This window comes from Curtobacterium sp. L1-20 (assembly GCF_048755855.1).
Taxonomy (GTDB): Bacteria; Actinomycetota; Actinomycetes; order Actinomycetales; family Microbacteriaceae; genus Curtobacterium.
Window position 1 is genome coordinate 3,264,611 of the sequence record NZ_CP151473.1, and the last position, 25,190, is coordinate 3,289,800.

The 25,190-nt window shown below is 72.8% G+C and carries 21 protein-coding genes; 10 read left to right on the forward strand and 11 right to left on the reverse strand.

The window, feature by feature from the left end; translation table 11 throughout:
* Positions 1–74: 74 nt before the first annotated feature.
* The 3 genes from AAEP86_RS16855 to AAEP86_RS16865 are packed head-to-tail and all read right to left on the reverse strand — an operon-like array spanning position 75 to position 4,529.
* Complete coding sequence (locus tag AAEP86_RS16855; protein WP_420368427.1) at positions 75–1,367, reverse strand: chloride channel protein; 1,293 nt, start codon at positions 1,365–1,367, stop codon at positions 75–77.
* 43 nt (positions 1,368–1,410) lie between these two features.
* Positions 1,411–3,531 (reverse strand): alpha-galactosidase, encoded by a 2,121-nt coding sequence (locus tag AAEP86_RS16860; protein WP_420368428.1) that lies wholly within the window; start codon positions 3,529–3,531, stop codon positions 1,411–1,413.
* A gap of 14 nt (positions 3,532–3,545) precedes the next feature.
* The gene (locus tag AAEP86_RS16865; RefSeq protein WP_420368429.1) at positions 3,546–4,529 is read right to left on the reverse strand and encodes a magnesium and cobalt transport protein CorA; all 984 of its coding nucleotides are present in this window, start codon (positions 4,527–4,529) and stop codon (positions 3,546–3,548) included.
* 128 nt (positions 4,530–4,657) lie between these two features.
* Between AAEP86_RS16865 and AAEP86_RS16870 the strand changes: the two genes are divergently transcribed.
* Entirely contained in the window at positions 4,658–5,455 is a 798-nt protein-coding gene (locus AAEP86_RS16870; protein WP_420368430.1) for a tryptophan-rich sensory protein, read from the forward strand.
* A gap of 307 nt (positions 5,456–5,762) precedes the next feature.
* On the opposite strand, the gene ald is transcribed toward AAEP86_RS16870, so the two are convergent.
* The 4 genes from ald to AAEP86_RS16890 form a co-directional block, all read right to left on the reverse strand.
* Positions 5,763–6,863, reverse strand: coding sequence for an alanine dehydrogenase (gene ald / locus AAEP86_RS16875; protein ID WP_420368431.1), 1,101 nt, complete (start codon positions 6,861–6,863; stop codon positions 5,763–5,765).
* Between the two features lie 118 nt (positions 6,864–6,981).
* Positions 6,982–8,370 carry an FAD-binding oxidoreductase gene (locus AAEP86_RS16880; protein WP_420368432.1) on the reverse strand — a complete coding sequence of 463 codons (1,389 nt, stop codon included), beginning with the start codon at positions 8,368–8,370 and terminating at the stop codon, positions 6,982–6,984.
* Positions 8,371–8,405: 35 nt separating this feature from the next.
* Positions 8,406–9,368 (reverse strand): helix-turn-helix domain-containing protein, encoded by a 963-nt coding sequence (locus AAEP86_RS16885; protein WP_420368433.1) that lies wholly within the window; start codon positions 9,366–9,368, stop codon positions 8,406–8,408.
* Positions 9,369–9,416: 48 nt separating this feature from the next.
* Positions 9,417–10,379: a sugar-binding transcriptional regulator gene (locus AAEP86_RS16890; protein WP_420368434.1), complete on the reverse strand. Its 963-nt coding sequence runs from the start codon at positions 10,377–10,379 to the stop codon at positions 9,417–9,419.
* A 178-nt stretch (positions 10,380–10,557) separates the two neighbouring features.
* On the opposite strand from AAEP86_RS16890, the gene AAEP86_RS16895 reads away from it, so the two are divergent.
* Positions 10,558–12,300 (forward strand): FAD-dependent oxidoreductase, encoded by a 1,743-nt coding sequence (locus tag AAEP86_RS16895; RefSeq protein ID WP_420368435.1) that lies wholly within the window; start codon positions 10,558–10,560, stop codon positions 12,298–12,300.
* 194 nt (positions 12,301–12,494) lie between these two features.
* Here the strand turns inward: AAEP86_RS16895 and AAEP86_RS16900 are convergent, their stop codons facing one another.
* Positions 12,495–13,151 carry a histidine phosphatase family protein gene (locus AAEP86_RS16900; protein WP_420368436.1) on the reverse strand — a complete coding sequence of 219 codons (657 nt, stop codon included), beginning with the start codon at positions 13,149–13,151 and terminating at the stop codon, positions 12,495–12,497.
* Between the two features lie 63 nt (positions 13,152–13,214).
* Between AAEP86_RS16900 and AAEP86_RS16905 the strand changes: the two genes are divergently transcribed.
* Positions 13,215–13,739: a DinB family protein gene (locus AAEP86_RS16905; RefSeq protein ID WP_420368437.1), complete on the forward strand. Its 525-nt coding sequence runs from the start codon at positions 13,215–13,217 to the stop codon at positions 13,737–13,739.
* Between the two features lie 27 nt (positions 13,740–13,766).
* Here the strand turns inward: AAEP86_RS16905 and AAEP86_RS16910 are convergent, their stop codons facing one another.
* Together AAEP86_RS16910 and AAEP86_RS16915 are read right to left on the reverse strand one after the other, a co-directional pair.
* The gene (locus AAEP86_RS16910; protein ID WP_420368438.1) at positions 13,767–14,732 is read right to left on the reverse strand and encodes a sugar-binding transcriptional regulator; all 966 of its coding nucleotides are present in this window, start codon (positions 14,730–14,732) and stop codon (positions 13,767–13,769) included.
* A gap of 53 nt (positions 14,733–14,785) precedes the next feature.
* A complete protein-coding gene (locus AAEP86_RS16915) occupies positions 14,786–15,658 on the reverse strand; it encodes a GolD/DthD family dehydrogenase (RefSeq protein WP_420368439.1) in 873 nt (290 codons plus the stop codon).
* Between the two features lie 107 nt (positions 15,659–15,765).
* Here AAEP86_RS16915 and AAEP86_RS16920 point away from each other — a divergent pair, with 107 nt between their 5' ends.
* The 4 genes from AAEP86_RS16920 (at position 15,766) to AAEP86_RS16935 (ending at position 20,561) form a co-directional block, all read left to right on the forward strand.
* The gene (locus AAEP86_RS16920; protein WP_420368440.1) at positions 15,766–16,902 is read left to right on the forward strand and encodes a zinc-binding dehydrogenase; all 1,137 of its coding nucleotides are present in this window, start codon (positions 15,766–15,768) and stop codon (positions 16,900–16,902) included.
* 28 nt (positions 16,903–16,930) lie between these two features.
* Positions 16,931–18,253 carry an MFS transporter gene (locus AAEP86_RS16925; RefSeq protein WP_420368441.1) on the forward strand — a complete coding sequence of 441 codons (1,323 nt, stop codon included), beginning with the start codon at positions 16,931–16,933 and terminating at the stop codon, positions 18,251–18,253.
* A 71-nt stretch (positions 18,254–18,324) separates the two neighbouring features.
* Positions 18,325–20,067, forward strand: a complete 1,743-nt coding sequence (locus AAEP86_RS16930) for a dihydroxyacetone kinase family protein (RefSeq protein WP_420368442.1) — start codon at positions 18,325–18,327, stop codon at positions 20,065–20,067.
* Positions 20,064–20,561: a ribose-5-phosphate isomerase gene (locus AAEP86_RS16935; protein WP_420368443.1), complete on the forward strand. Its 498-nt coding sequence runs from the start codon at positions 20,064–20,066 to the stop codon at positions 20,559–20,561. The genes AAEP86_RS16930 and AAEP86_RS16935 overlap by 4 nt, the downstream gene beginning before the upstream one ends.
* A gap of 82 nt (positions 20,562–20,643) precedes the next feature.
* Here the strand turns inward: AAEP86_RS16935 and AAEP86_RS16940 are convergent, their stop codons facing one another.
* Entirely contained in the window at positions 20,644–22,125 is a 1,482-nt protein-coding gene (locus tag AAEP86_RS16940; RefSeq protein WP_420368444.1) for an FGGY-family carbohydrate kinase, read from the reverse strand.
* 123 nt (positions 22,126–22,248) lie between these two features.
* Here AAEP86_RS16940 and AAEP86_RS16945 point away from each other — a divergent pair, with 123 nt between their 5' ends.
* The 3 genes from AAEP86_RS16945 to AAEP86_RS16955 are packed head-to-tail and all read left to right on the forward strand — an operon-like array spanning position 22,249 to position 25,182.
* Positions 22,249–23,319: a LolA family protein gene (locus AAEP86_RS16945; protein ID WP_420368445.1), complete on the forward strand. Its 1,071-nt coding sequence runs from the start codon at positions 22,249–22,251 to the stop codon at positions 23,317–23,319.
* Entirely contained in the window at positions 23,316–24,302 is a 987-nt protein-coding gene (locus AAEP86_RS16950) for an ABC transporter ATP-binding protein (protein WP_420368446.1), read from the forward strand. The genes AAEP86_RS16945 and AAEP86_RS16950 overlap by 4 nt, the downstream gene beginning before the upstream one ends.
* Positions 24,289–25,182: an ABC transporter permease gene (locus AAEP86_RS16955; protein ID WP_420368447.1), complete on the forward strand. Its 894-nt coding sequence runs from the start codon at positions 24,289–24,291 to the stop codon at positions 25,180–25,182. The genes AAEP86_RS16950 and AAEP86_RS16955 overlap by 14 nt, the downstream gene beginning before the upstream one ends.
* Positions 25,183–25,190: the final 8 nt, after the last annotated feature.

The window sequence follows — 25,190 nt, forward strand, 5'->3', positions numbered from 1 at the left end:
CCGTGGTCAGCTGCGCGCTGCCCGTGGTCGGCTGCGCGCTGACCGTGGTCGGAGCATCCGGGCCCTGCCCGTGGTCAGACCATCTGCGCGCTGCGGCGGCGTGCCAGCACGTAGCCGACCGCGACCGACCCGGACACCGCCAGCAGCGACGGGACGAGGATGTCGGTGCCCTGCTGCGTGAACTCGACGACGAGCACGAGTGCCGTGAACGGCGCCCGCATCGTCGTCGCGAGGAACGCCGCGGCCCCGACGAAGGCGAACGCGGCCAGGCTCGACGAGTCCGTCGGCCAGAGCAGCAACCAGAGGCCGCCGAGACCGCCACCCACGGCCGAGCCGATCGCGATCGACGGCGTGAGCGTCCCGCCGACCGCGCCCGCGCCGATCGTCGCCGACGTGGTGATGGTGCGGATGACGCCGAGCACCAGGAGGAAGAGGATCGGTGACAACCCGGCGACCGTCCCGTCGTCGAGCGAGGCGTTCATGGCGACGAGACCGAGGGCCCGCCCGTTGCCGAGGATCTCCGGGAACGGCACCGCGATGAGCCCGACCATCGCGAAGACGACGGGCAGCACCACGAGCAGGTGCCATCCCTTGGGGGCGAGGCCCTGCAACCGGTTCGTGAGCTTCACGAACCCGACCCCCGCGAAGCCGAGCACCGGTCCGACCACCACCGCCCAGACGAGCAGCGATGGCGAGAGGTGCATCGCGGGCACGTCGTACAGCACCTCGTCCGGGATCGCCAGGCGCGCGACGACGGCCGCGACGGCACTCGTCGCGAACGCCGGCAGCGCCGTCGCGAGGGTCAGCTCGCCGAGCAGCACCTCGACGGCGAAGAGCGCACCGCCGAGCGGGACGTCGTACACGGCGGCGAGACCCGCCGCTGCGCCGCAGGCGACGAGGATCTTGGTCTCGCGGGCGGTCAGGCCGGCGCGTGCCGTCACCAGCTGCGACAGCCACGCGCCGATCTCGCGCGGCGCGACCTCCTTGCCGATGGAGGCGCCGAGGCCGACGGCGAGGATCTGCACGCCGGCGTTGGCGACCGTCGCGAGCGCGGGCATCCGCGTGCCACCGACGGCCGCCGGGACCGAGACCACCGGCCGCCCCCACCGGCGGAGCGCCCACCACGCGAACCCGGTCAGGACGCCGGCGGCGGTGAGTGCGAGGAACCGGTTGAGCGCGGACGGGGCGTCCGCTGCCTCGCGGTGTCCGCCGAACGGGGAGCCGAACGCGAGGAACTGGATGAGCTGCAGTGCCAGCCAGACCGAGACGCCCGCGACGCCGCCGGCGACGCCGACCAGCGTCGTGACGACGGCCAACTTGAGGGCCCAGACGGGGGTCGAACGTGTCGCGGGTCCGGAGTGCGGCATGTCGGGAAGCCTAACGGCTGGGCCGCGGCGCCCCGCGCGGGCGTCAGACTGTCGTCAGGCGGAACGGGACGACGCAGTCGGCCGGCACGAGCGGCGGTCGGACGCCGACGGTCTGCAGCACCCGGCCGCTGAACACGCGGTCCCCGTCCCACCAGTCCGGCGCGACGATCCCGGGCTCCTCGACCGCTCCGACGATCACCGGGTCGACCCGGTAGGACACCTCGGGATCGAGCCCGCGGAAGCGCAGCCGCCCGGTGCCGGACACCTCGGACCGGCCCACGCTGACGAAGAAGAACACCGCGTCGCGGGCGTCGGGCGCGACGGTCCCGTACAGCAGGCGGGTGCCGTCGACCTCGTCCGACCGCACGAGGTCGCCACCGTGCAGCAGTGGGCGCCACTCCTGGTACAGCGCGATCCAGGCCGCGAGCGCGGACTCCTCGGCCGGTGTCGCCTGCGCCAGGTCCCACTCGATGCCGAGGTGCCCCACGACGGCGGTCCCGGCGCGGAACGCCAGGTCGTGCACACGGCCCGTCGTGTGGTTCCGTCCGCTGGCGACGTGCGCACCGAGGAGTTCCGGCGGCAGGAGCTGCTGCGTCCACCGGTGCATGTGCTGCCGTTCGGACGGGTCGATGTCGTCCGACACCCAGACCCGGTCGGTGTGCTCGAGGACGCCGAGGTCGACCCGGGCGCCGCCCGACGAGCACGACTCGATCTCGAGCGACGGGAAGCGCTCCTTCAGCGCCGCCATCAAGCGGTACGCGGCGAGGGTCTGCTCGTGCACCGCTGCCCCGCCACCGGGGTGTCCGGCCTCCACGAGGTCGCGGTTGTGGTCCCACTTGACGTAGTCGACGCCGTACTCGCCGATGATCGACGTCATGCGCTCGAACAGGTAGGACCATGCCTCGGGGATCGCCAGGTCCAGCACCTGCTGGTCGCGGGACCGGATCGGCAGACGACCGTCTGCCTGCAGGATCCACTCCGGGTGCGCCCGGGCGAGGTCGCTGTCCTCGTTCACCATCTCGGGCTCGAACCACAGGCCGAACTGCATGCCGAGCGCACGCACCCGGTCGACGAGCGGGCCGAGTCCGTCGGGCCAGACCTCCTCGTCGACGTACCAGTCACCGAGGCCCGCGTGGTCGTCGCGACGGTGCCGGAACCAGCCGTCGTCGAGCACGTACCGCTCGACGCCGAGACGCCCGGCACGCTCGGCGAGGTCCGTGAGCCGCGCGAGGTCGTGGTCGAAGTAGACGGCCTCCCAGACGTTGATCGTCACCGGCCGGGGTGTCGACGGGTGCTGCGGTCGGCTGCGGATCCAACGGTGGAAGCGTCGGGCCTGGTCGTCGAGGCCGTCCCCGTACGCGGCGTACAGCCACGGGCTCTCGTAGGTCGCGCCGGTGTCGAGCCGGACCTCGCCCGGCAGCAGCAGTTCCCCGCCGCCCACGACCTGGCGCCCGGTCGCGAGCCGCTCCGCCACGTGCCGGTGGTTGCCGCTCCACGCGGTGTGGACGCCCCACACCTCGCCGTGGGCGAAGCCGAAACCGGGCGTCCCGACGCTGAGCACCGTCGCGGCGTCGGCACCGGTCCGACCCTTCCGGCCCTCGCGCTCGTGGGTGCCGACCACGAGCTCCCGGCGCTGGGGGGTGCGCTCCTTGCCCCACCGGCCGGCGAAGTCGAGGACCTCGCGGGCGTGCGACGGCACGGGCAGGGCGAGGGTGAGGTCGTCGACGGTCCAGACGCCGTCGGCGGTGTTCGTCACGGCCGCGCGCGTGCGGACGAGCCCCGATGCGAGCATCTCCACGGTCAACCGCAGCGCGAGGCCGGCGGTGGCCGCGATGGCGTGCCAGGTGACCGCGTCGCCGTCGGCGTCCGTCCCCGTCACCGTGAACGCCGGCGACCAGTCGCGCCCGTCACGGTGTCCGGACAGTCCGGGCCGGCCGGTCCAGCCGCGGTGCGGTTCCGGCAGGACGGCGAGCCGGACCGGCACGTCGGCCTCGTTGTTCGCGACCGGTGCCACGGCGGCCGTCGCGAGGGCCGCGAGCTCCGCGTCCCCCAGCGGCCCGAGGGCCGCACCCCAGTGCAGCACCGCGGGCAGCGCATCGTCGCGGCAGTCGAGCACGAGGGAGACGCCGCCGGCGCTCAGGTGGACGAAGTCGGTCGTGGTCACCGCGCCATCCTCCCTCAGAACCAGCGCTTGACCTTGAACACCACCCAGAGGGCCGCCGCGAAGACCACCATGGCGACGATCGCGAGCGGGTACCCGAGCGGCCACTGCAACTCGGGCATGTGCGTGAAGTTCATGCCGTAGATCGCCGCGACCAGCGTCGGGGCGAACAGGATGGCGGCCCAGCCCGAGATCCGCTTGGTGTCGTCGTTCTGCTTCTGCGCGGCGAGGGTGGAGTCGACCGTCAGCGCGTTCTGCAGCAGCTGCCGGAAGGTGTCGAGCCGCTCGACCGTGCGGATGGCGTGGTCGAGGACGTCACGGAACCGCCGCTGCATCTCGACCGGCAGGTGGTACTTCTCGGCACCGCGGTGCAGGTTCTCGATGATGTGGATGAGCGGCCGGGCCGCGCGCTGGAAGTCGACCACCTCGCCGAACAGCTCGTAGACGCGTCGGGAGACCCCGGCCTCGCCCGCGAAGAGCTGGTCCTCGATCTGGTTGATGTCCTCCTCGAGGCCGTCGATCACGGGCACGTAGCCGTCGACGATCGTGTCCATCAGTGCCCACAGCTGTGCCTGCGGCCCGACGGTCACGAGCCCCGGCTTGCCGCTCATGCGCTGGAGCGCGCGTGGCACGGTCTGCGCCCCGCGGGGATCCGCCTTCACCACGACGAGGAAGAAGTCCTCGCCGACGAAGGCATGGACCTCGCCGAACTCGACCTCTTCCGCGCGGTCGTTGTAGAGCGCCGGCTTCAGCACGACGAACAGCGTCGAGCCGTACCGCTCGAGCTTCGGCCGCTGGTGGCCCTCGGCGGAGTCCTCGACCGCGAGCTCGTGCAGGCCGAGCGCGACCGCGATGTCGCCGAGCTCCTGCGCGTCGGGCTGGTGCAGGACGATGCACGCACTGGCGCCCTGGTCCTCGAGCATGCGGAAGGTGTCGTCGAGGGAGGGACTCGGGATCGGAGCGATCCGGTCGACGTAGACGGTGTTCAGCTCGACGGTCACGTGCCCACCGTACGCAGTGCACGGCGTCCCCGTCGTTCGCGACCCCGCGAGCTGGACGTGCGCTGCGGACACGGGGTGGTCGGCGGCCTACGGTGCAGGTCATCAGCATGCTGACGAAAGGGACGGTCATGAAGCGGATCTGGAAGCGGATCGCGGTCGCGGTGAGCGCGGCCGTGGCGGTGGTGGGCGCGTTCATCGGGTCGGGGGCTGCCGGCGGCACCCCGATCGCGGACGCGGCTGGCGGCGCGTTGTCCGCCTCGTCGACGGCGATCGCGCCGGACGGGCCGGCGTTCTCGATCTGGAGCGTGGTCTACGTCGGGCTGATCGCCTACGCGGTCCGCCAGTGCTTCCGCACCGCGGACGACGACCGCCACGCACGCCTGACGGTGCCGGTCGTCCTGTCGCTGCTGCTCAACGCGGCGTGGATCCTGTCGGTCCAGTTCGGCTTCCTGTGGGCGAGCGAACCGATCATCGTCGCGCTGCTCGGGGTGCTGGCGTGGACCTTCGTGCTGCTCCGGCGTTCCCGCCCGTCCGGGACCGTCGAGGCGATCGTCACCGACGGGACCTTCGGGCTGTACCTCGGCTGGGTCTGCGTCGCGACGGCGGCGAACACGGCCGCCGTCCTGACGGCAGCGGGCTTCCGGGGCTCCGGGCTCGGCCAGGACGTCTGGGGCGTGCTCGTCGCGGCGGTGGCCGGCCTCGTGGGGGTGTTGCTCGCGGTTTGGGGTCTGGGTCGCCTGGCGCCCACGGCGGCGCTCGCGTGGGGGCTGGCGTGGGTCGCGGTCGCTCGGCTGGACGGGCCGCTCGTGTCCGCGCCGACGGCGGTGGCCGCGGTCGTCGCGGCAGCGGCTGCGGTCGTCGTGACGCTGGTGGTGCGGGCGCGGGCGGGCTGGGCCGCCGGCCGATCCGCGGTCGCGGCGGCCTGACGCCCCGGCACCGCGGCCGGGCGGGCGGTTGATGCGCCCGTCCGGCGGGCGGCGTCTCGCTCGTGCCGCCAAGGCGACGCGTCACAGGGGACCCGCGCCGTCCCTCCCGCGAACGCGACAGGGTGCCGCCGGACCCCGGCGGCACCCTGTCGCTTCCGCGGCAGCTGCGCGGTGCGCGCGCCCGCGAGTCTCGGCTCGGCGGACACTTTCGCGGCCCGCAGGCCGCGAAAGTGTCCGCCGGGCCGAGTCTCGGCCGGGCCCGCGCGCGGCAGCGCAGCGCGCGGCCGCCGGGCGCGGCGCGCGCGGCTCAGCGGCCGGCGGCCACCAGGCCGTGCGCCGCGGCGACGGCCTCGTTCACGACGCGCCCCGCGTGCACGTTCACCCCGAGGGCGAGTGCCGCGTCCGCCGAGGTCGCCGCCTCCCACCCCTGGTCAGCGATCGCGATCGCGTACGGCAGCGTCGCGTTCGTCAGCGAGATCGTCGACGTGCGCGGCACCGCACCCGGCATGTTCGCCACGCAGTAGTACACGGCGTCGTGCACGGCGAAGGTCGGGTCGTCGTGCGTCGTGGGGTGCGAGCCCTCGAAGCAGCCGCCCTGGTCGATCGCGATGTCGACGAGCACCGACCCGGGCTGCATGTCCGCGACCATCGCGTCGGTCACGAGCTTCGGCGCCGAGGCCCCGGGGATGAGCACGGAGCCGATCACGAGGTCGGCATCACGCAGCGCCTCCGCGATCGCGTGGGCCGAGGACCGCAGGGTCGTGACGCGTCCGTCGAACCGCGCGTCGAGGGCGCGCAGTCGCGGCAGGCTGATGTCGAACACCGTGACGTCGGCGCCCATGCCGAGGGCCATCGTCGCCGCGTGCTCCCCCGCGACACCGCCGCCGATCACGACGACGCGACCCTTCGGGGTCCCGGGCACGCCGCCGAGCAGGAGTCCGCGTCCGCCGTTCGCCCGCATGAGGTGGTGGGCACCGACCTGCGCGGACAGCCGCCCGGCGATCTCGGACATCGGCGAGAGCAGCGGCAGCGAGCGGTCCGGCAGCTGCACGGTCTCGTACGCGATCGCCGTCGCTCCGGAGTCGACGAGTGCGTCCGTCAGCGGGCGGTCCGCGGCGAGGTGCAGGTAGGTGAAGAGCACCTGCCCCGGCCGGATCGACGCGTACTCCGACGCGACCGGTTCCTTGACCTTGAGGATCATCTCGGCGCGGGCCCAGACCTCCGCGGCGGTGGGCACGACGGTCGCCCCGGCGGCGACGTACTCGTCGTCCGGGAAGGACGACCCGACGCCGGCCCCGGCCTGCACGAGGACCTCGTGTCCGTGCAGGGAGAGCTCGGCGACGCCGGCCGGGGTGGCCGCGACGCGGTACTCGTTGTTCTTGACTTCGGTGGGGACGCCGATCAGCATCACGGACTCCTTCGTGGGCGGTGCTCGTTGGGACCACGATGCGCCGGAGTTCGTTTCGCGCCGGTTACACCCGAACTTCTTCGCAGGAACGACCCGATCGGTGCGACGAGATTCGGTGTCAGAACGCCTTGCCCGGGTTGAGGATCCCGGTCGGGTCGAACACCTTCCGGATCCCGCGCTGCAGTTCCAGCACGTCGTCCCCGAGCTCGTCCCCGATCCACCGGCGCTTGAGGACGCCCACCCCGTGCTCCCCGGTGAGCGTCCCGCCGAGTTCGATCGCCGCCCGGAACAGTGCGTCGGCGGCGTCCCAGACGTGCTGCGGCACCTCGTCACCGTCGAAGACGAAGTTCGGGTGCAGGTTCCCGTCGCCCGCGTGCGCGACCGTCGGGATCGTCACGCCGTGCTCGCGCCCGATCGTCTCGATCCGCGTGAACATCTCCGCGAGCCGGCTGCGCGGCACGGCGACGTCCTCGATGAGCACCCGACCCCGCGCCTCCATCGCCGGGTGGAACGACCGGCGGATCGTCAGCAGTCGGTCGCGTTCCGCCGCCGACCCGGCCAGGCGGACGGTCCCGCCGACCCTCTGGAGGCCCGGCACGGCTCCCAGCGCCGCCTCGGCCGCGCCCGGACCGTCCCACTCGACGAGGAGGAACACCCCGCCCGCCGCGGTGCTCCCCACGGTCTCGGTCATCGCCTGCGGCCCGAGGTACGCCGCGATCCCCTCGAGCGCTGCTGCGTCGAGCAGCTCCACCGTGGACGGGCGTGCGACGTCGGTGACGACGAGCGCGGCGGCCCACGCGGCGCTCTCGACGTCCGGGTAGACGGCCGCGAGCGTGGCCGGCTCCCCCACCGGGACGGGGACGAGCCGCACGGTCGCGCCGACGATGACCCCGAGGGTGCCCTCCGACCCGACGAGCAGCGCCGTGAGGTCCAGGCCCGTGACACCCTTCACCGTGCGGTGCCCCGTGGAGACGAGCCGGCCGTCCGCGAGGACCACGTCGAGCCCGAGCACGGCCTCCCGTGTCACGCCGTACTTCACGCAGCGCAGGCCTCCGGCGTTCGTGGCGATGTTGCCGCCGACGCTCGAGATCGCCGCACTCGCGGGGTCCGGTGCGAACCGCAGGCCGAACTCGGCGACCGCGGCGTTGAGATCGCCGTTCAGCACGCCCGGTTCGACGACGGCGTACTCGTCCTGCGTGGACACGCCGAGGATGCGGTCCATGCGCGCGACGCTCAGGACGACGCTGCCCCCGGTGCCGTTCGCGCCGCCGGCGAGCCCGGTGCCGGCGCCACGGGGCACCACCGGCACCCCGAACGCCGAGCACGTGCGGAGCACGGCCTGGACGTGCTCGACGGTCCGTGCCTCGACCACCGCGACCGGTCCGCCGGGCGCGGTCCACCCGGACTTGTCGGTGCGCGCGGCGTCGAGCGCCGCGGGGTCGGTCAGGACGACGGTGCCGTCCTGGTCGTCGAGGGCGGACCGGAGGGCTGCGACGACGGTGTCCATGCCGTCACGCTACGACAGCGCCGTCGCGGGTGCGGTCACCGCGCCCGGAGCGACTCGCTCGGGAGCTCACCGAAGCGGGCCCGGTAGGTCGCCGAGAACCGACCGAGGTGCCCGAACCCCCAGGCCCGGGCGACGTCCGCGACCGAGGTCCCGTCGCGGTCGCCCCGGACGAGTTCCGTCCGTGCGCCGTCCAACCGCACCCCGCGCAGCAGGTCGCCGGGCGTCTGGTCGAGGTGCCGCCGCAGGGACTGCTGGAGGCCGCGGGGGCTCAGACCGGCAGCCGCCGCGATCTCCGGCGTGCCGATCGGCTCCCGCGCGTGCGCGTGGACGTACTCGAGCGCCCGCCGGAGCCGTTCGTGCTCGGGGCCGGTACCGGTCACGCTCGACCGCCAGCGGTTGCGCTGCGGGAAGGCCGCGACCGCAGCGGTGACGAACGCCTCGGCGATGTCACGGCGGATCGTGGAGGTCATGCCGTGGTCGACGTCGAGCCAGGTCGAGGAGTACCCGTGGACGACGGACTGCCAGGCGCGCATGCCCTCGGCGCTCGGGCGACGCAGCGCCTCGAACGCGAAGTCGTCCTCGCCCGTGACGGCCCGGACGAAGTCACGGTCGAGGTGCACGAGGTTGAGGGCGATGTCGCGGTGGTGCAGCTGGTACGTGGCGGCGAAGGGCAGGACGACGGGCACGCCGGGCTCGAGCGCGACCGACTCGCCGTCGAAGGTGATCGTGCTCGACCCGCCGCGCATCCAGGCGACGAGGAACTGGTCGTCGACGCGACTGTCGGTCTGCAGGTCGACGAGGAACCGGGACGACCGGAGCGACATGCGCTCGTCGCCGACGCTGGCGAAGTCCCAGTGCGCCTGCGCGCGCGTGCGGCGGACGCGGGGAGCGCGGAAGTCGTAGTCCCCGCTGAAGAAGGCCAACGCCTGGTCGACGTCCGTGCCGACGAGGCGTCGGAACTGGCGCTCGTCGGTCCTGGTCTCGGTCGTGGGCAGCATGCTCCAGACACTAGGAGGCACCACCGACAAACCAGATCGGATCCTGACTCAGGGCTGGAGGATCGCCTGCCCGACGCTCTCGTCGAGGATGAGGTCCGTGACGAGCCCGGCGGCCAGCGCTCCCCGCAGCGACGCGGCCTTCGACCGTCCGGCGACGACGCAGACCCGTCGCGGCGCACGCTTGATCGTGTCCAGGTCGGGAGCGCCCGCGCGGGCGTTCACCCCGATGTCCTTCCACGACCCGTCCGCGCGGTAGAAGACGGTCGAGACGTCACCGACGACCTTCGCCCCGGTGAGCTCGTCGCGGTCCTCGGGGTCGAGGTAGCCGCCGGAGTACACGTGCGACGGCACCGGCGCCTGCGGGGCACCCACGCCGAACACGACGAGGTCCATCCGCTCGTGCAGGTCGAGCACGCGGCGGATCGACCGTTCCCGGAAGAGCGCCTCCTTCGTCGCGGGGTCGTCGAAGAACGCCGGCACCGGGAACTGCTGCACGAAGGCGCCGTACGCCTCGCCGAAGCGCCGGAGGATCTCCGACGCGTAGACGATGCCGGTCGTGCGGGTGTTGGCAGCGCCGTTGATCTGGACGATCGTCGACCCGTGCGTGGTCTTGGGCACGAGGTAGCGGCTGACCGCGCTCACCGTCGACCCCCACGAGATCCCGATGACCATGTTCGACTCGACGTACTGCGTCAGGATGCGTGCGGCGGACAGCGCCACGCGTTCGAGGCGGTCGACGTCGCTCGTGTGGTCCGGCACCGGGACGACGTGCGCGTGCACGCCGAAGCGGGACCGGATGCTCCGGCTGAGCGCAGCGGCCTGGTCGAGGGGTGAGCGGATCTGGATGTCGACCAACCCGGTGTCCCTGGCGTACTTGAGCAGACGGGACACGGACGACCGCGAGGTGCCGAGCTCGTCGGCGATGGCGTCCATGGTCAGGTCCTGCAGGTAGTACAGATGCGCGGCGCGCAGCGCCTGCTGCGTGCGCATGGGCTGCGCGGCATCACTCATGGGAACCGAGCATGCACGGACGTGCACGGCCTCTGCAACCCCTGTCGCGCCTCCCGACCCGCTCCCGACCGTCTCGGACGGGTGTGCTGCACGTTCGTGCACGCAAGTTGCCCGACCTCTCACCGAGGCGCACGATCGATCTCGAACACACGAACCGATCAAGGAAGCGACGCACCAGATGTCGAAGAAGACGCAGCCCCGGAACACGGTGAACGCGCTCACGGAGCGCCCGAACGCACAGGTCCTCGTCGTGGGTGGCGGCATCAACGGCATCGCCACCTTCCGCGACCTCGCGCTGCAGGGCGTCGACGTCGCCCTCGTCGAGCGCGGCGACTACGCCTCGGGGGCCTCCGCGGCCTCGAGCCACATGATCCACGGCGGCATCCGCTACCTCGAGAACGGCGAGTTCCGCCTCGTCCGCGAGAGCGTGCAGGAGCGCAACGGGCTGATCCGCATCGCCCCGCACTACGTGAAGCCGCTGCAGACGACGATGCCGATCTTCTCGACGTTCTCCGGCATCATGAACGCCCCCCTGCGGATGCTGACGCACAAGCAGCGCTCCACGAAGGAGCGCGGCGCGATGCTCATCAAGATCGGCATGACGATCTACGACTCCTTCTCGCGCGACGGCGGCTCCGTCCCGAAGCACGTCTTCCGCACGAAGAAGGCCGCGCTCGAGGACATGCCCGCCCTCAACAAGGACCTGAAGTACACGGGCACCTACTACGACGCGAGTGTCCACGAGCCGGAGCGCCTGGCGCTCGACGTCCTCAAGGACGGCCTGGCCGCGGGCACCGGCACCGGATCCGCGAGCACCGCCCGCGCCACGAACTACGTCGAGGCCGCGGGCACCCGCGACGGCGGCGTCCTGCTGCGCGACCGCGAGACCGGCGACGAGTTCGTCTTCACCGCCGACGTCGTGATCAACGCGTCCGGCCCCTGGACCGACCTGACGAACGGCGCGTTCGGCGGCGAGACGAAGTTCATGGGCGGCACGAAGGGCTCGCACATCGTCGTCGACAACCCGGAGCTCCTCGAGGCGACGAAGGGCCGCGAGCTGTTCTTCGAGAACAACGACGGCCGCATCGTGCTCATCTACCCGCTCAAGGGCCGGGTCCTCATCGGCACCACCGACATCGACGCCGACCCGTCGAAGCCGGTCACGACGACCGACGAGGAGATCGACTACTTCTTCGGGCTCGTGAAGCACGTCTTCCCGCAGATCGACGTCACCCGCGACCACATCGTCTACAGCTACTCGGGCATCCGCCCGCTCCCCCGTCACGAGGACACCGCCCCCGGTTTCGTGTCCCGCGACTACCGCATCGTCGACACCCCGATCGCGGGCCTGCCGGGGAGCACGGTGCTGTCGCTCGTCGGCGGCAAGTGGACGACGTTCCGCGCCCTCGCCGCGCACCTCTCGACCGAGGCGACGCAGAAGCTCGGCGTCGCCCGCACGGTCGACACCACCGGCATGCCGATCGGCGGCGGCAAGGAGTACCCGACGACCGACGCCCAGCGCGCGCTGTGGATCAAGTCGCACCGCGACGGACTCGACGAGTCGATCGTCGAGGGGCTGCTCGAGCGCTACGGCACCCGCGCCGCCGAGGTCGTCGACGTCCTGGTCGACGGACCGGTCGAGCCGCTCGAGTCGGAGCCGGCGCTGACCCGCGCCGAGGTCGCCTACTTCGCCCGCAACGAGCAGGCCGTGCACCTGGTCGACGTGGTCCTGCGCCGCACGAACCTCGCGTTCGTCGGCGGGGTCACCATCGACCTGCTCGACGAGCTGGCCGACGTCCTGGCCGAGACCCTCGGCTGGACGGCCGAGGAGCGGGCCGACGAGGTGCAGCGCACGCTCGACGTGCTGCGTGAGTCGCACGGCGTGATCGTGCCGCTGACGTCCGCGTCGCAGCTCGCGTAGTCGACGCGACGACGGACGGACGGGCGCGCCCCGCTCAGCGGCAACGCGAAGCGTTGCGCGGGGCGCGCCGACCGAGCTTGCGAGGGAGGACGGTGCCAGCTGGCACCGCGCCTCCCGTCCGTCTGTGCACGCGTCTCGTCGCGTGCTCGCGTCCCGCGAGCCGTGGAAGCGTCCCGCCCGGTGGCGACCGCGCGTCAGAACCGCTCGCCGGTCGGGTCCTGCGCGGTCCGGTCGACGAGCTGCTCGCCGCCGACCGGCTCGCCCTCCCAGTCGACCAGGCGCCAGCCGTCGGCCGACGACCCCTCGAGTTCGACGATGCCGGTGTTCTCCAGGTTCCGCTTCGTGCCGAAGTGGTCCGGGGTGTTCTCCGCCGCGGCGCTCGCCCAGGTCCGGATCGCCGCGCCGTGGCTGACGACCGCGGCCACCGCCGCACCCGTGGCCTCGACCTGCCGGATCGCGTCGTCGTACCGCGCGAAGAACTCCTCGCCGCTCTCGGCCCCGGGCATCCGCGTGCTGCGGTCCCCCGCCGACCAGCCGTGCACGGTCGAGATGTACAGCTGCACGGAGACCTTGTCGCTCTTGCCCTGGGTCTCGCCGGCCTCGATCTCGCGCAGCCCCGGGAGGACCACCGGCTCGAGCCCGAGCGCGGCGGCGAGGGGCGCCGCGGTGATCTGCGTCCGCACCATCGTCGAGACGAAGAGCCGCTCGATGCCCCGGTCGGCGAGCGCCGCCGGCAGCGCGTCGGCCTGCTGCTGCCCGAGGTCGGTGAGACCGGGGCCCGGCACCGCGGCGTCGAGGACGCCGTGCACGTTCGCTGGGGTCTGGCCGTGACGGATGAGCAGCAGTCGCATGGGGCCACCATACGGAACCGGTCCGACGTGCGGGACCGCGGCACCGGCCCGTACGATCGCGAGGTGGCGATCGAACCCGAGACGAAGAGCTGGACGTGGGTCATCGACTCCGCGTGCCCGGAGTGCGGCTACGACGGCAGCTCGGTGGGCATCTGGGACGTGCCGGACGTCATCGCGGCGAACACCGCGGCGTGGCCGGAGGTGCTCGAGCGCGACGACGTCCGTGACCGTCCGGACGACCACACCTGGTCACCGCTGGAGTACGGCGCGCACGTCCGCGACGTGCACCGGAAGATGACCGAGCGGCTCGCGCTCATGCTGGCCGAGGACGCCCCGACCTTCCCGAACTGGGACCAGGACGCCACCGCCGTGCAGGAGCGGTACGGCGAGCAGGACCCGAGCGTCGTCGCGCGCGAGCTCGACGTCGCGGCGGGACGGGCCGCCCGCGCGTTCGCGGCGGTCACCGACGACCAGCTCGACCGCACCGGACTGCGGTCGGACGGCAGCGCCTTCACGGTGGCGACCCTCGCCACCTACTACGCGCACGATCCGGTGCACCACCTCTGGGACGTCCGGCGCACGCGGTAGGCGCACCGTCGGGCAGCCCGGACCGCCTCAGGCGAGCGCGTCGAGCAGCCCCCGCGCGGTCGCGGCGTCCGTCACCAGCTCGTTGACGAGCCCGGCGCGGACGGCGCCCACGATGCTCGGGACCTTCGCCGTGCCGACGGCCACTCCCACGGCGTGCGGGACCGCTGCGAGCAACTCGCGCGAGGTGCGCACCATGCGGTCGCTCCCCGGGAACTCGATGGCCGACCCGTCGGCGGCGTAGAAGTTCAGGCAGACGTCCCCGGCGGCCTGGTCGAACACGGCGTCCTCGACGGGGATGCCCCTGGCGAGTGCGTCGCGGGTCGGGGTGGGGGCGCCGATGCCGAGGATCGCGCCCTTCGCCCGTCCCCACAGCCCGACGACGTGCTGGAAGGCGGGGTCCTCGTCGAGCGAGGACCGCATCGCGGGTGACGGCAGCGCCTGCGCGAAGAGGAACGCCGGGATCGCCCCGGAGTGCTCGGCGGCGGTCCGGGTGATCTCGTTCGTCTGGAACCAGGGCATCGGATCCGCCTGCCCGCCGACGGTGGGGACGAGCTGCACGCCGGCCAGCGGAGGCATGCCCGCGTGCGCGACGTCGTACACGGTGCGACCCGAGGACATCAGGACGGCGTCGCCAGGGACCAGCGACATGCCCTCGACCGCCGCGGCGAGCGGTCCGGCCAGGTCGGCCCCGAGCGTCGCGGTGTGCGTCACGGCCGCGAGGTGCACGGCGTGGAGTCCGAGCACGACCTGCAGCCGCTCGGCGAGCGCCACCGTCTCGTCCTGGAACGGGTCGACGACCTCGATCCGGACGAGTCCCGCCTTGCGCGCCTCGGCGACGAGCCGGCTCACGGTCGGCCGCGAGACACCCAGCCGCGACGCGATCTCCACCTGGGTGGCGTCCTCGAGGTAGTACATCCGTGCGGCCTGGTAGACGGTGTCGAGGGGGAACCGCGTCCGGGCACCCTCCGCGCCCGCTGTGCTCTCGGAGGACATGGAGCGGGACCCTTCGGCTCGATCGGACACCGCGATCGTAGTCCGGGCACCCCTCAGCGGATCGTGAACCCGCCGTCGACGCGAAGGTCGGCGCCGTTGACCATCGCGCTCGACTCCCCGGACAGGAACAGCACGGCGGCGGCGACCTCGTCGGGTGTGGCGAAGCGGCCGGTGGGGATCTCCTCCTGGTGCCGCAGGCCCTTCTCGTTCGCCCAGGCAGCGCGACCGAGGTCCGTGAGCACGACGGTCGGGGAGACGGTGTTCACCGTGACGCCACGGCCGCCCCACTCGAGCGCGAGCACACGGGTCAGGCCGACCACGCCGGCCTTCGACGCGCAGTACGCCGCGTGCCCGTCGATCCCGACGTGGGCGGCCTGCGACGCGATCGTCACGATGCGCCCGTACCCGGCGGCGAGCATGTGCCGCCCGACGGCCTGCGAGACCCGGTGCGTCCCGGTCAGGTTGACGTCGATCGTCCGCGCCCACGTCGCCGCGTCGAGGTCCTCCGCGGGGGCCAGCGCGGCGATGCCGGCGCAGTTGACGAGCACGTCGATCCGGCCCGAACGCTCCGCGACGGCGGCCACGGTGCGTGCCACGGAGTCCTCGTCCGTCACGTCGCACCCGTACCCGGCGTGGAGGCCCGTGGGTGCGCCCGCCCCGTCGACCTGCGCCGACGGGGCGGTCCCGCCCACGGCGTCGGCCGCGCCCGGCAGGTCGGCCGCGGCGGTCGTCGCGGCGTCCGCGCGGACGTCGAGGATCGCCACCCGGGCACCGCGGGCGGCGAGCGCACGGGCGACGGCGTTCCCGATGCCGGAGGCCCCGCCCGTCACGACCGCCGTGCGGCCGGTGAAGTCGTTCGTCATGTCGACCGAGTCGGGGCCGGGGCGGACGGCCGCGGCGAGGTCGGTGGTCGTGCTGGTGCTCATGTGCGCTCCTTCGCGTTCGGTCGGGACGCTACCAGAAATTGTGTTCTGGACAAACGTTCTGTCGGGTGTACAGTCATGGCCGAAGCGAACCGATGAAGGAGCAGCTCATGTCGACGACGACGAACGAGACCGCGGCCGGCACCACGGCCACCACCGAGATCCCCACGACGATGCGCGCCGTCGTCGTGCACGGCCCGGGCGACTACCGCCTCGAGACCCGCCCCGTGCCGACGCCCGGCCCGGGCGAGCTCCTGCTCCGCACCGACGCCGTCGGGATCTGCGCCAGCGACCTGAAGTGCTACCACGGCGCCGCGAAGTTCTGGGGCGACGAGAACCGCCCCGCCTGGGCCGAAACCGACCGCATCCCCGGGCACGAGTTCGTCGGCACGATCGTCGCCGGTGACGACGACACCCTCGCCGAGCGGAAGGTGTCCGTCGGCGACCGCATCGCGTGCGAGCAGATCGTGCCGTGCTGGGAGTGCAGGTACTGCCTCGAGGGCGCGTACTGGATGTGCAACGTCCACGACATGTTCGGGTTCAAGGGCTACGACGGCGCCATGGCCGAGTACGTCCTCGTGCCCGCCAAGGCCCTGACGCACCCGGTGTCGAGTGCCCTCCCCGGCCAGGTCGCCGCCTTCGCCGAGCCGCTCTCCTGCGCGTTCCACGCCGTCGAGCGCGGCGACGTCAAGTTCGGCGACACGGTGGTCATCGCCGGTGCCGGCCCGATCGGCCTCTCCGCCATCGCCGGCGCCCGCCAGAAGAACCCGCTCCGCATCATCGCGCTCGACGTCGTCGAGGCGAAGCTCGCACTCGCCCGCAAGGTCGGCGCCGACATCACGATCAACATCGCCTCGGACGACGCGGTCGCCCGCGTCAAGGAGCTCACCGACGGGTACGGGGCCGACGTCTACATCGAGGCGACCGGCCACCCGTCCGCGGTGCCGCAGGGCCTCGCCCTGCTCCGCAAGCTCGGCACGTTCGTCGAGTACTCGGTGTTCAAGGACGACGTCTCCGTCGACTGGTCGATCATCTCCGACGACAAGGAGCTCGACGTCCGCGGCGCCCACCTCGGCCCGCACACCTGGCCGGCAGCGATCAAGCTGCTCGAGTCCGAGACGCTGCCGATGTCGGAGATCTGCACGCACCAGTTCCCGCTCGAACGCTTCCAGGAGGCCCTCGACCTGGTCGGCGACTCCGCCGGCGCCAGCGTCAAGGTGTCGATCATCCCGTCCCTGCAGGCCTGAGCCCGCCCCACCACAGGAGTCAGCAAGCATGTCAGCGACGACATCGCGCGCCACCGGTGCGCCCACGACGTCCCGCAGCCCTCGCCCGGAGGGCCGCCTCGACCGGATGGGGATCCCCCGACCGCTCGCACTCGGCTTCGTCGCCGTCCTGGTCTTCATGACCGGCAACGGCGTCGAGTCGAACTTCATCACCCCGCACATGGTCGCGGTCCTCGGCAGCCCCGAGGCCACGGTGGCGACGATCGTCACCTTCTACAGCCTCGCTGCCCTGATCGGCAGCTACGTCTCCGGCGCCCTGTCCGACCTGGTCGGTCCGCGCCGGGTGATGATCCTCGGCTTCGCGGTCTGGGTGGTCTTCGAGGTCCTGTTCCTGGTCGCCCTGAACGTCGGCAGCGTGCCGTTCGCCGCCGTGACCTACGCGCTCCGGGGCTTCGGCTACCCGCTGTTCGCCTTCGCCTTCCTCGTCTGGGTCAACATCACCACCCCGGTCGAGCGGAACGGCTCCGCGGTGGGCTGGTTCTACGTGGCCTTCACCGGCGGGCTGCCGACGCTCGGCTCGCTCTTCGCGATCGGCGCCATCCCGGTCTTCGGCGGGGGCACGGTCGGTGAGACCGGCGCGATGGTCGCCTCGATCGGTCTGGTCGTCATCGGCTTCCTGATCATGCTGTTCGGCGTCCGGCTCCCGAACGGGTTCTCGCGGATCGCCCCGGCGGGCGAGAGCGCCTGGCAGGTGATGACGAGCGGCATCCGGCTCACCGCCACCCGACCGAAGATCCTGATGGGCTTCCTCGTCCGCCTGATCAACACGGCGCCCGAGTTCGGCATGTTCGTCGTCCTGCCGGCCGTCATCGCGAACGACCGCGGCTGGGGCCAGGGCCGGTGGCTCCTGATGACCGTGTGCGTGTACGCGACGAACATCCTCGTGAACGCCCTCTTCGGCTGGGTCGGCGACAAGATCGGCTGGCAGCGCACCGTCAAGTGGTTCGGCATCGTCGGGTCCGCGACGGGCCTGGTCGCCTGGTGGTACGTCCCGCAGCTCGTCCCCGCCGGGTCGGACTGGGGCTACGTGCTCTCCGTCGTCGCGGGCTGCGTGTTCGGCTGCCTGCTCGCCGGGTTCGTGCCGATGGGCGCGATCATGCCGGCGCTCGCCCCCGACCACAAGGGTGCCGCGATGGCGATGTACACGACCGCCGCGGGCGGTGCGGCCTTCCTCGGCACGGGTGTCGTCGCCGCCGTCTTCGCGCTCGGTGGCGGCGGACAGGCCGCGACCTGGACGTTCGTCGGCCTCTACGCCTGCGCCTTCGTGATGATCCACTTCCTAAAGGTGCCCCAGGGCCGGAGCGCACACTGAGTTCCGGGCGACGGCGGCCGTCCCGCCGTCGCCCGGTGCACCACCCCCACCTGATGCGAAGGACAAGCACCATGACCACGATCCACGACGACCCCGACGAGTTCGCCGAGGACCAGCTCGCCGGCTGGCTCGCCCTCTACGCCGACCGCGTGCGGGGCGTCCACGGCGGCGTCGTCACGCTGCCGACCGAGGGCGCCGAGCCGCAGGTGGCCGTCGTCGTCGGCGGCGGCTCCGGCCACTACCCCGCGTTCTGCGGTGTCGTCGGCCCGGGTCTCGCCACCGGCGCCGTCGTCGGCAACATCTTCACCTCGCCGTCCACCGCGCAGGTCTACTCGGTCGCCAAGGCCGCCGACCAGGGCAAGGGCGTCGTGCTCTCGTTCGGCAACTACGCCGGCGACACGATGAACTTCGGGCTCGCAGCCGAACGACTGAACGCCGAGGGCATCGACACCCGCATCGTCGTCGTCACGGACGACATCGCCAGCGCCGACGAGGAGTCGGACCGCCGCGGCATCGCGGGTGATTTCTCGGTCTTCAAGGCCATGGGCGCCGCAGCGGCAGCCGGGGCCGACCTCGACGAGGTCGAACGGGTCGGCAACGCCTCCAACCGTGCCACCCGCACGATCGGCGTCGCGTTCTCGGGCTGCACGATGCCCGGCGCGACCGAACCGCTCTTCACCGTCCCGGAGGGCCACCTCGGCCTCGGGCTCGGCATCCACGGCGAGCCCGGCATCGAGGACGTGCCGCTCCTCCCGGCCTCCGAGCTCGCGGACCTCCTGGTGTCGCGCCTGCTCGCGGACCGCCCCGCGTCCGCGGGCTCCCGGGTCGCGCCGATCCTGAACGGGCTCGGCGACACCAAGTACGAGGAACTGTTCCTGCTCTGGGGCCGGATCCTCCCCCTCCTGCAGCAGGCCGGCATCGAGGTCGTCGAACCCGAGGTCGGTGAACTCGTCACGAGCCTCGACATGGGCGGCTGCTCGCTCACCCTGCAGTGGCTCGACGCGGAGCTCGAGACGCTCTGGAAGGCCGACGCCTACACACCCGCGTACCGGAAGGTGGCGGCGCCGGTCGCGGCGCTCGTGCCGGCGGACGCGGTGGACGCCACCGAGGACGCGGCGACGGTCGTGCCGGACGCGAGCAGCGCCTCCCGGCAGGCCGCGGACACTGCGCGCGCCGCGATCGAGGCGATCGACGCGCTCCTGCGGGAGCACGAGGAGGAGCTCGGCCGCATCGACGCGGTCGCCGGCGACGGCGACCACGGACGCGGCATGGTGAAGGGGATCGGTGCAGCCCGCGGGGCCGTCGGGACGGTCGGCCAGGAGGCCGGGGTCGCCTTCGTCCTCGGACGCGCCGGTGACGCGTGGGCCGAGTTCGCGGGCGGCACCTCCGGCGTCCTGTGGGGTGCGGCCCTCGAGGCCTTCGGCCGGTCGCTCCGCGACGACCGCGACGCGATCGAGGCCGCGGACGTCGTCGACGCGGCGCAGGCGTTCGCCGACTCGATCGTGCACCTCGGGGGCGCCTCCCGCGGGGACAAGACACTGCTGGACGCGCTCCTGCCGTTCGTCGACGAGCTGCGGGACGGCGTCGAGGCTGGGCGCGGACTCACGGACGCGTGGCAGGCTGCCGCTGCGGTCGCCGTCGAGCAGGCAGCTGCGACCGCCGACCTCCGGCCGAGGGTCGGCCGTGCCCGGCCACTGGCCGAGAAGAGCCTGGGGACGCCCGACGCGGGTGCCACCTCGATGGGGATGGTCCTCACGCGGGTCGGCGAGGTCATCGCCGCTCGTGCAGCAGACAAGGAAGGGACACACGCATGACGTACCGTCTCGTGATCGGCTCGGACGATGCCGGGTTCGACTACAAGGAGATCATCAAGCAGGACCTGCAGGACGACGACCGCGTCGCCTCCGTGGTCGACGTCGGTGTCGACGCCGACGGCCACACCGCCTACCCGCACGTCGCCGTCGACGCCGCCCGCCTGGTCGCGTCGGGCGAGGCCGACCGCGCGATCCTGATCTGCGGCACCGGCCTCGGCGTCGCGATCAGCGCGAACAAGGTGCCGGGCATCCGGGCCGTGACGGCGCACGACTCGTACAGCGTCGAGCGCTCGGTCCTGTCGAACGACGCCCAGGTGCTCTGCATGGGGCAGCGTGTCATCGGCGTCGAACTCGCTCGCCGTCTGGCGAAGGAGTGGCTCGGCTACACCTTCGACACCTCGTCGGCGAGTGCCGAGAAGGTGCAGGCGATCTGCTCCTACGAACCGAGCACTGCCGACGCCAGCGCTCCCGCCGGCGTCGACGCGTCCGCGTAGGCGCTGGCTCGCGGAACACCGGTCGACGGACACAGCGGCGTGCACCCGCGCGGTGCTGTGTCCGTCGACCGGTGTCGAACGGTCAGCCCCGGGCCGCCAGCCGGTGCACGACGGCCTTCGTCGCCTCGTACAGCTCGCGGTAGTCGCGGTACCCGGCGTCGTACGCCGCGGTGGCCGCCGGGTCCGGCTCGATGCGGTCGGCGGGCGGGTTCCACAGGGCGATGTCGACCAAGTCGCCGGGCTCGGCGGCGAGTCCGGCCGCCAGGAACGCGGACCCGTAGCACGCACCGACCGTCACCGTCGGGATCGTCTGCGGCAACCCGGTCACGTCCGACACGATCGTCGGCCACAGCCGCCCGAGCAGCCCCCCGCCCGCACCCACGAGACCACGGACCTCGACACCGGCGGCGCGCAGCACCTCGACGTTGTGGCGCACCGCGTACGCCGTCGCCTCGAGCGTCGCCCGGTACACGTCGCCGCGGGTGTGCCGGACGGTGAGACCGGCGATCACCCCGCGGGCGTCCGGGTCCGCGATCGGTGTCCGCTCCCCCGCGAAGTACGGCAGCATCAGCAGGCCGTTCGCGCCGATGCCGGAGCACCGCGCCTCCTCGAGCATCACGGCCCAGTCGGCGTCGACGAGGTCCCGCACCCACGCGGTGATCGCGCCCGAGGTCGCCGTGCCACCGGCGACGCTCGACTGCCCGGGGTGCGTCCCGACGGTCGTCCACATCCCCGGGACCGAGACCGGGCGGGTGGTCGGCACGATCATGAACATCGTGGTCCCGTACTGCAGGAACATCCGGCCGGGCTCCGACTCCCCGACGCTCACGCCCTCGGCCCAGGCGTCGATCGTCCCGGCCGTCACCGGGATGCCGGCCGGGAGGCGCGTGGCCGCGGCCGCCTCCTCGGTCACCACGCCCACCCGGTCGCCGGACCACAGGAGGCGCGGCATCGCGAGACCGGGCGCCAACCGGTCGCACCACTCCGGGATCCACGCGTTCGCGTGCACGTCGTAGAGGGGCGTGCACTGGCTCGCCGAGTGGTGGTCGAGGACGTACTCCCCCGTCAGGCGCTCGACGACGCGTGACGACGGCATGGTGAAGCGCGCGGCGCGGGCCCACACGCCGGGTTCCTCGCGGGCGAGCCAGGCGAGCTTGACGCCGGCGGCCTGCGTGCTCAGCGCGGAACCGCACCGCGCCCGGACCGCCGCCTCGCCGCCCAGTTCGTCGGTGACCGCGCCGAGCATCCCCGCCGTGCGGGTGTCGACGCCGTACAGCACCGCCGGCCGCAGGGGTGCACCGTCCGCGTCGGTGAGGAGCACGCACGGGCCGATGCCGCTCACCCCGACGGCGGTCACCTCGGCCGCGGGGACGCGTTCCAGGAGCTCGCGGGTCAGGGCGACGAACTCGTCCCACCAGACGTCCGAGTCCATCTCGACGAGTCCCTGCTCGGGTCGGTCGACCGCGTGCGACCGGCTCGCCTCGGCGATCACCGAGCCGTCGAAGCCGACCAGCAGTGCCTTCGTGCTCGACGTCCCGACGTCCACCCCGAGCACCGCCCGCATGCCGCCTCCTCCGCCGTCGCCGACCGCCGTCGGCCGTGCCTGCGAGTCTACGAACGCCCAGCCGACTGTCGGGGGCCGGACGTACCGTACCCACGACTCCGATGCTCCACCGAGGGGAAACCGATGAAGAAGTCAGCCTGGCTGCCAGCAGTCATCGCGCCGGTCGTCGTGGCCGGCGCCGTCGCCGCTCCGATGATCGCGAGCGCCGCGAACGACCCGATCGCAGGGACGAAGCCGACCGCCGCCGACGTCATCGCCAGCATCGCGCAGTCCTCCGACGCGCAGTACTCGGGCAAGCTCGTGCAGACGAGCGACCTGGGCCTCCCGGAACTCCCGACCGGCTCCGGCGGGTCCTCGCTCGAGGGCGACGCCTCGGACGCCCTCGGACTCCTGACCTCGTCGCACACCGCCCGCGTCTACGTCGACGGGCCCGACAAGCAGCGCGTCCAGCTCACCCAGCAGCTCGCCGAGCAGGACCTCGTCCGCAACGGCTCGGACGTCTGGACCTGGGACTCGAAGGAGCGCACCGCGACCCACGTGACGCTCCCCGACGGTGCGACGACCCCGCGGGACGGCGCCACGACCCCGGCGCAGATCGCCCGCCAGGCCATCGACGCCATCACCCCGAGCACGACGGTGTCGAAGCCGGCCGAGGTCCGGGTCGCCGGGCACGACGCGTGGCAGATCACGCTGACGCCGAAGTCCTCCGGCACGCTCGTCGGATCGGTCCGCCTCGCCGTCGACCAGCAGACCGGGCTCCCGCTCCGCGCGACGATCGCGGCGACCGGCCAGGACGACCCCGCCGTGCAGGTCGGGTTCACGAGCCTGTCCTACGGCGCGCCGGCAGCGCGGCTCTTCGACTTCACCCCGCCGTCCGGCGCGAAGGTCCAGACGAAGGACCTCTCCGACGCGACGGGCCACGCCCACCACCACCGGGACGGCGGTGCGCACCGCACCGGTGCCGAGCCCACCGTCACGGGGACGGGCTGGAGCACGATCGCCGAACTCCCCGCCGGCTCCGTGGACCGCTCGGCACTCGGGGACGACGCGTCCGGCCTGCTGAACCAGGTCACCAAGGCCGTCGACGGGGGCCGCGCGGTCCAGACGTCGCTCGTCTCCGTGTACCTGACGGACGACGGCCGGGTCCTGGCCGGTGCCGTACCGGTGTCCGCGCTGGTCGCCGCCGCCAAGTGAGCGCGACCGCACCGACGGCCGTCGACCGCACCGACCCGGTCCCGACGGCCGACCTCGCGATCCGCACCACGGGCCTCCAGAAGGTCTTCCGCAAGCAGCGCGCGGTGGACGGCATCGACCTCGCCGTCCCCCGCGGGGCCGTCTTCGGCTTCCTCGGGCCGAACGGCTCCGGCAAGACGACCACGATCCGCATGCTCCTCGGTCTGTCCGGCGCGACGGGCGGCTCGATCGAGGTGCTCGGCCGACCGATGCCGACGGCGCTGCGCGAGGTCCTGCCCCGCGTCGGCGCACTCGTCGAGGGTCCGGCGTTCTACCCGTACCTGTCCGGCCGCGCGAACCTCGGGCGGTTCGACGCCGCCGACCCCACCTCCGACCCCCGGACCCGGAAGCACCGCGTCGCCGCAGCCCTCGACCGCGTCGGACTGACCCACGCTGCCGACAAGAAGGCGCACGCCTACTCGCTCGGCATGAAGCAGCGGCTCGGCCTCGCGAACGCGCTGCTCGCACCCCGCGACCTGCTGGTGCTCGACGAGCCGACGAACGGGCTCGACCCGCAGGGAACGCGCGAGGTCCGCAACCTCATCCGCTCCCTGGCCGACGACGGCAGGACCGTCTTCGTGTCGAGCCACTTGCTCGCCGAGATCGAGCAGGTGTGCACGCACGCCGCCGTCATGCGGACCGGCCGGATCGTCGCGCAGGGCCCGATGGACGAGCTCCGCTCGGCCGGCGCCCGCACGGTGACGGTCCGCACCCCGGACCTCGGCCAGGCCGGGACCGTCCTGATGCGACTCGGCCTGACCCCGCGGCACGAGGGCGGCGCCGACGTGCTCGTCGCGGACCTGCCGGACGCCGTCCTGCCCGAGGCGATCACCGCCGAGCTCGTCCGGGCGGACGTCCGCGTCCGCGGGCTGACGGTCGGCGGGGGCACCCTCGAAGACCTCTTCGTCGCGCTCACCGGGGAGGGCTTCGATGTCGCAGCCTGAGACCGACCTCGCCACCGAGCGTGCCGGCGACGGCGGCCAGCCCGCGACGGTGCCCGCCGCGGGCCGACAGCGGCCGCTCGCGCTCCTCGGGTCCGAACTCGCCCTGGTGTTCCGCCGACGTCGCACCTGGGCGATGCTCGGCGCCCTCGCGCTGGTGCCGATCCTCATCGCGGTCGCCGTCCGGCTGACCACCGGCGGGGACAGCGGCGGTCCGGCGTTCCTCGGCGACATCACGAACAACGGTCTGTTCGTCTCCTTCACCGCGCTCACCGTCTCGATCCCGCTGTTCCTCCCGCTCACCGTCGGGGTGGTCGCCGGGGACACCGTGGCCGGCGAGGCGAGCCACGGCACCATCCGGTACCTGCTCGTCGCACCGACCGGGCGCCTGCGCTTCGTCCTGGTGAAGTACGTCGGCGCCGTCGCGTTCTGCCTCGCCGCCACGCTGCTCATCGTGCTGGTCGGCGCGGCCATCGGCGCGGTGCTGTTCCCGATCGGTCCGGTGACCCTGCTGTCGGGCACGCAGGTGGACGGCTGGTCCTACGCCGGCCGAGCGCTGCTCCTCGCGCTCTACGTGACGCTGTCGATGCTCGGGCTCTCCGCCATCGGGCTCTTCGCCTCGACGCTCACGAGCGTCCCGGTGGGGGCGATGGCGGCGACCGTCGTGCTCGCCGGGGCGTCCCAGGTGCTCGACCAGCTGCCGCAGCTCGACTGGCTGCACCCGTTCCTGTTCTCGCACCAGTGGCTCGGCTTCGGCGACCTCTTGCGGGACCCGATCGCCTTCGACTCGTTCGGGTCGAACGCCGTGCTCCAATTGGGCTACGTCGTGGTCTTCGGCGCGCTGGCCTACAGCCGGTTCGCGACGAAGGACGTCCTGAGCTAGCGCGCTCG

Coding starts and splice junctions, on each gene's coding strand:
- AAEP86_RS16925 (WP_420368441.1), top strand. CDS start 16,931: ATGTCAGCGACGACATCGCGCGCCACCGGTGCGCCCACGACGTCCCGC.
- AAEP86_RS16915 (WP_420368439.1), bottom strand. CDS start 15,658: ATGAGCACCAGCACGACCACCGACCTCGCCGCGGCCGTCCGCCCCGGC.
- AAEP86_RS16935 (WP_420368443.1), top strand. CDS start 20,064: ATGACGTACCGTCTCGTGATCGGCTCGGACGATGCCGGGTTCGACTAC.
- AAEP86_RS16955 (WP_420368447.1), top strand. CDS start 24,289: ATGTCGCAGCCTGAGACCGACCTCGCCACCGAGCGTGCCGGCGACGGC.
- AAEP86_RS16900 (WP_420368436.1), bottom strand. CDS start 13,151: ATGCGACTGCTGCTCATCCGTCACGGCCAGACCCCAGCGAACGTGCAC.
- AAEP86_RS16890 (WP_420368434.1), bottom strand. CDS start 10,379: ATGAGTGATGCCGCGCAGCCCATGCGCACGCAGCAGGCGCTGCGCGCC.
- AAEP86_RS16920 (WP_420368440.1), top strand. CDS start 15,766: ATGTCGACGACGACGAACGAGACCGCGGCCGGCACCACGGCCACCACC.
- AAEP86_RS16945 (WP_420368445.1), top strand. CDS start 22,249: ATGAAGAAGTCAGCCTGGCTGCCAGCAGTCATCGCGCCGGTCGTCGTG.
- AAEP86_RS16940 (WP_420368444.1), bottom strand. CDS start 22,125: ATGCGGGCGGTGCTCGGGGTGGACGTCGGGACGTCGAGCACGAAGGCA.
- ald (WP_420368431.1), bottom strand. CDS start 6,863: ATGCTGATCGGCGTCCCCACCGAAGTCAAGAACAACGAGTACCGCGTC.
- AAEP86_RS16930 (WP_420368442.1), top strand. CDS start 18,325: ATGACCACGATCCACGACGACCCCGACGAGTTCGCCGAGGACCAGCTC.
- AAEP86_RS16885 (WP_420368433.1), bottom strand. CDS start 9,368: ATGCTGCCCACGACCGAGACCAGGACCGACGAGCGCCAGTTCCGACGC.
- AAEP86_RS16870 (WP_420368430.1), top strand. CDS start 4,658: ATGAAGCGGATCTGGAAGCGGATCGCGGTCGCGGTGAGCGCGGCCGTG.
- AAEP86_RS16880 (WP_420368432.1), bottom strand. CDS start 8,370: ATGGACACCGTCGTCGCAGCCCTCCGGTCCGCCCTCGACGACCAGGAC.
- AAEP86_RS16895 (WP_420368435.1), top strand. CDS start 10,558: ATGTCGAAGAAGACGCAGCCCCGGAACACGGTGAACGCGCTCACGGAG.
- AAEP86_RS16855 (WP_420368427.1), bottom strand. CDS start 1,367: ATGCCGCACTCCGGACCCGCGACACGTTCGACCCCCGTCTGGGCCCTC.
- AAEP86_RS16910 (WP_420368438.1), bottom strand. CDS start 14,732: ATGTCCTCCGAGAGCACAGCGGGCGCGGAGGGTGCCCGGACGCGGTTC.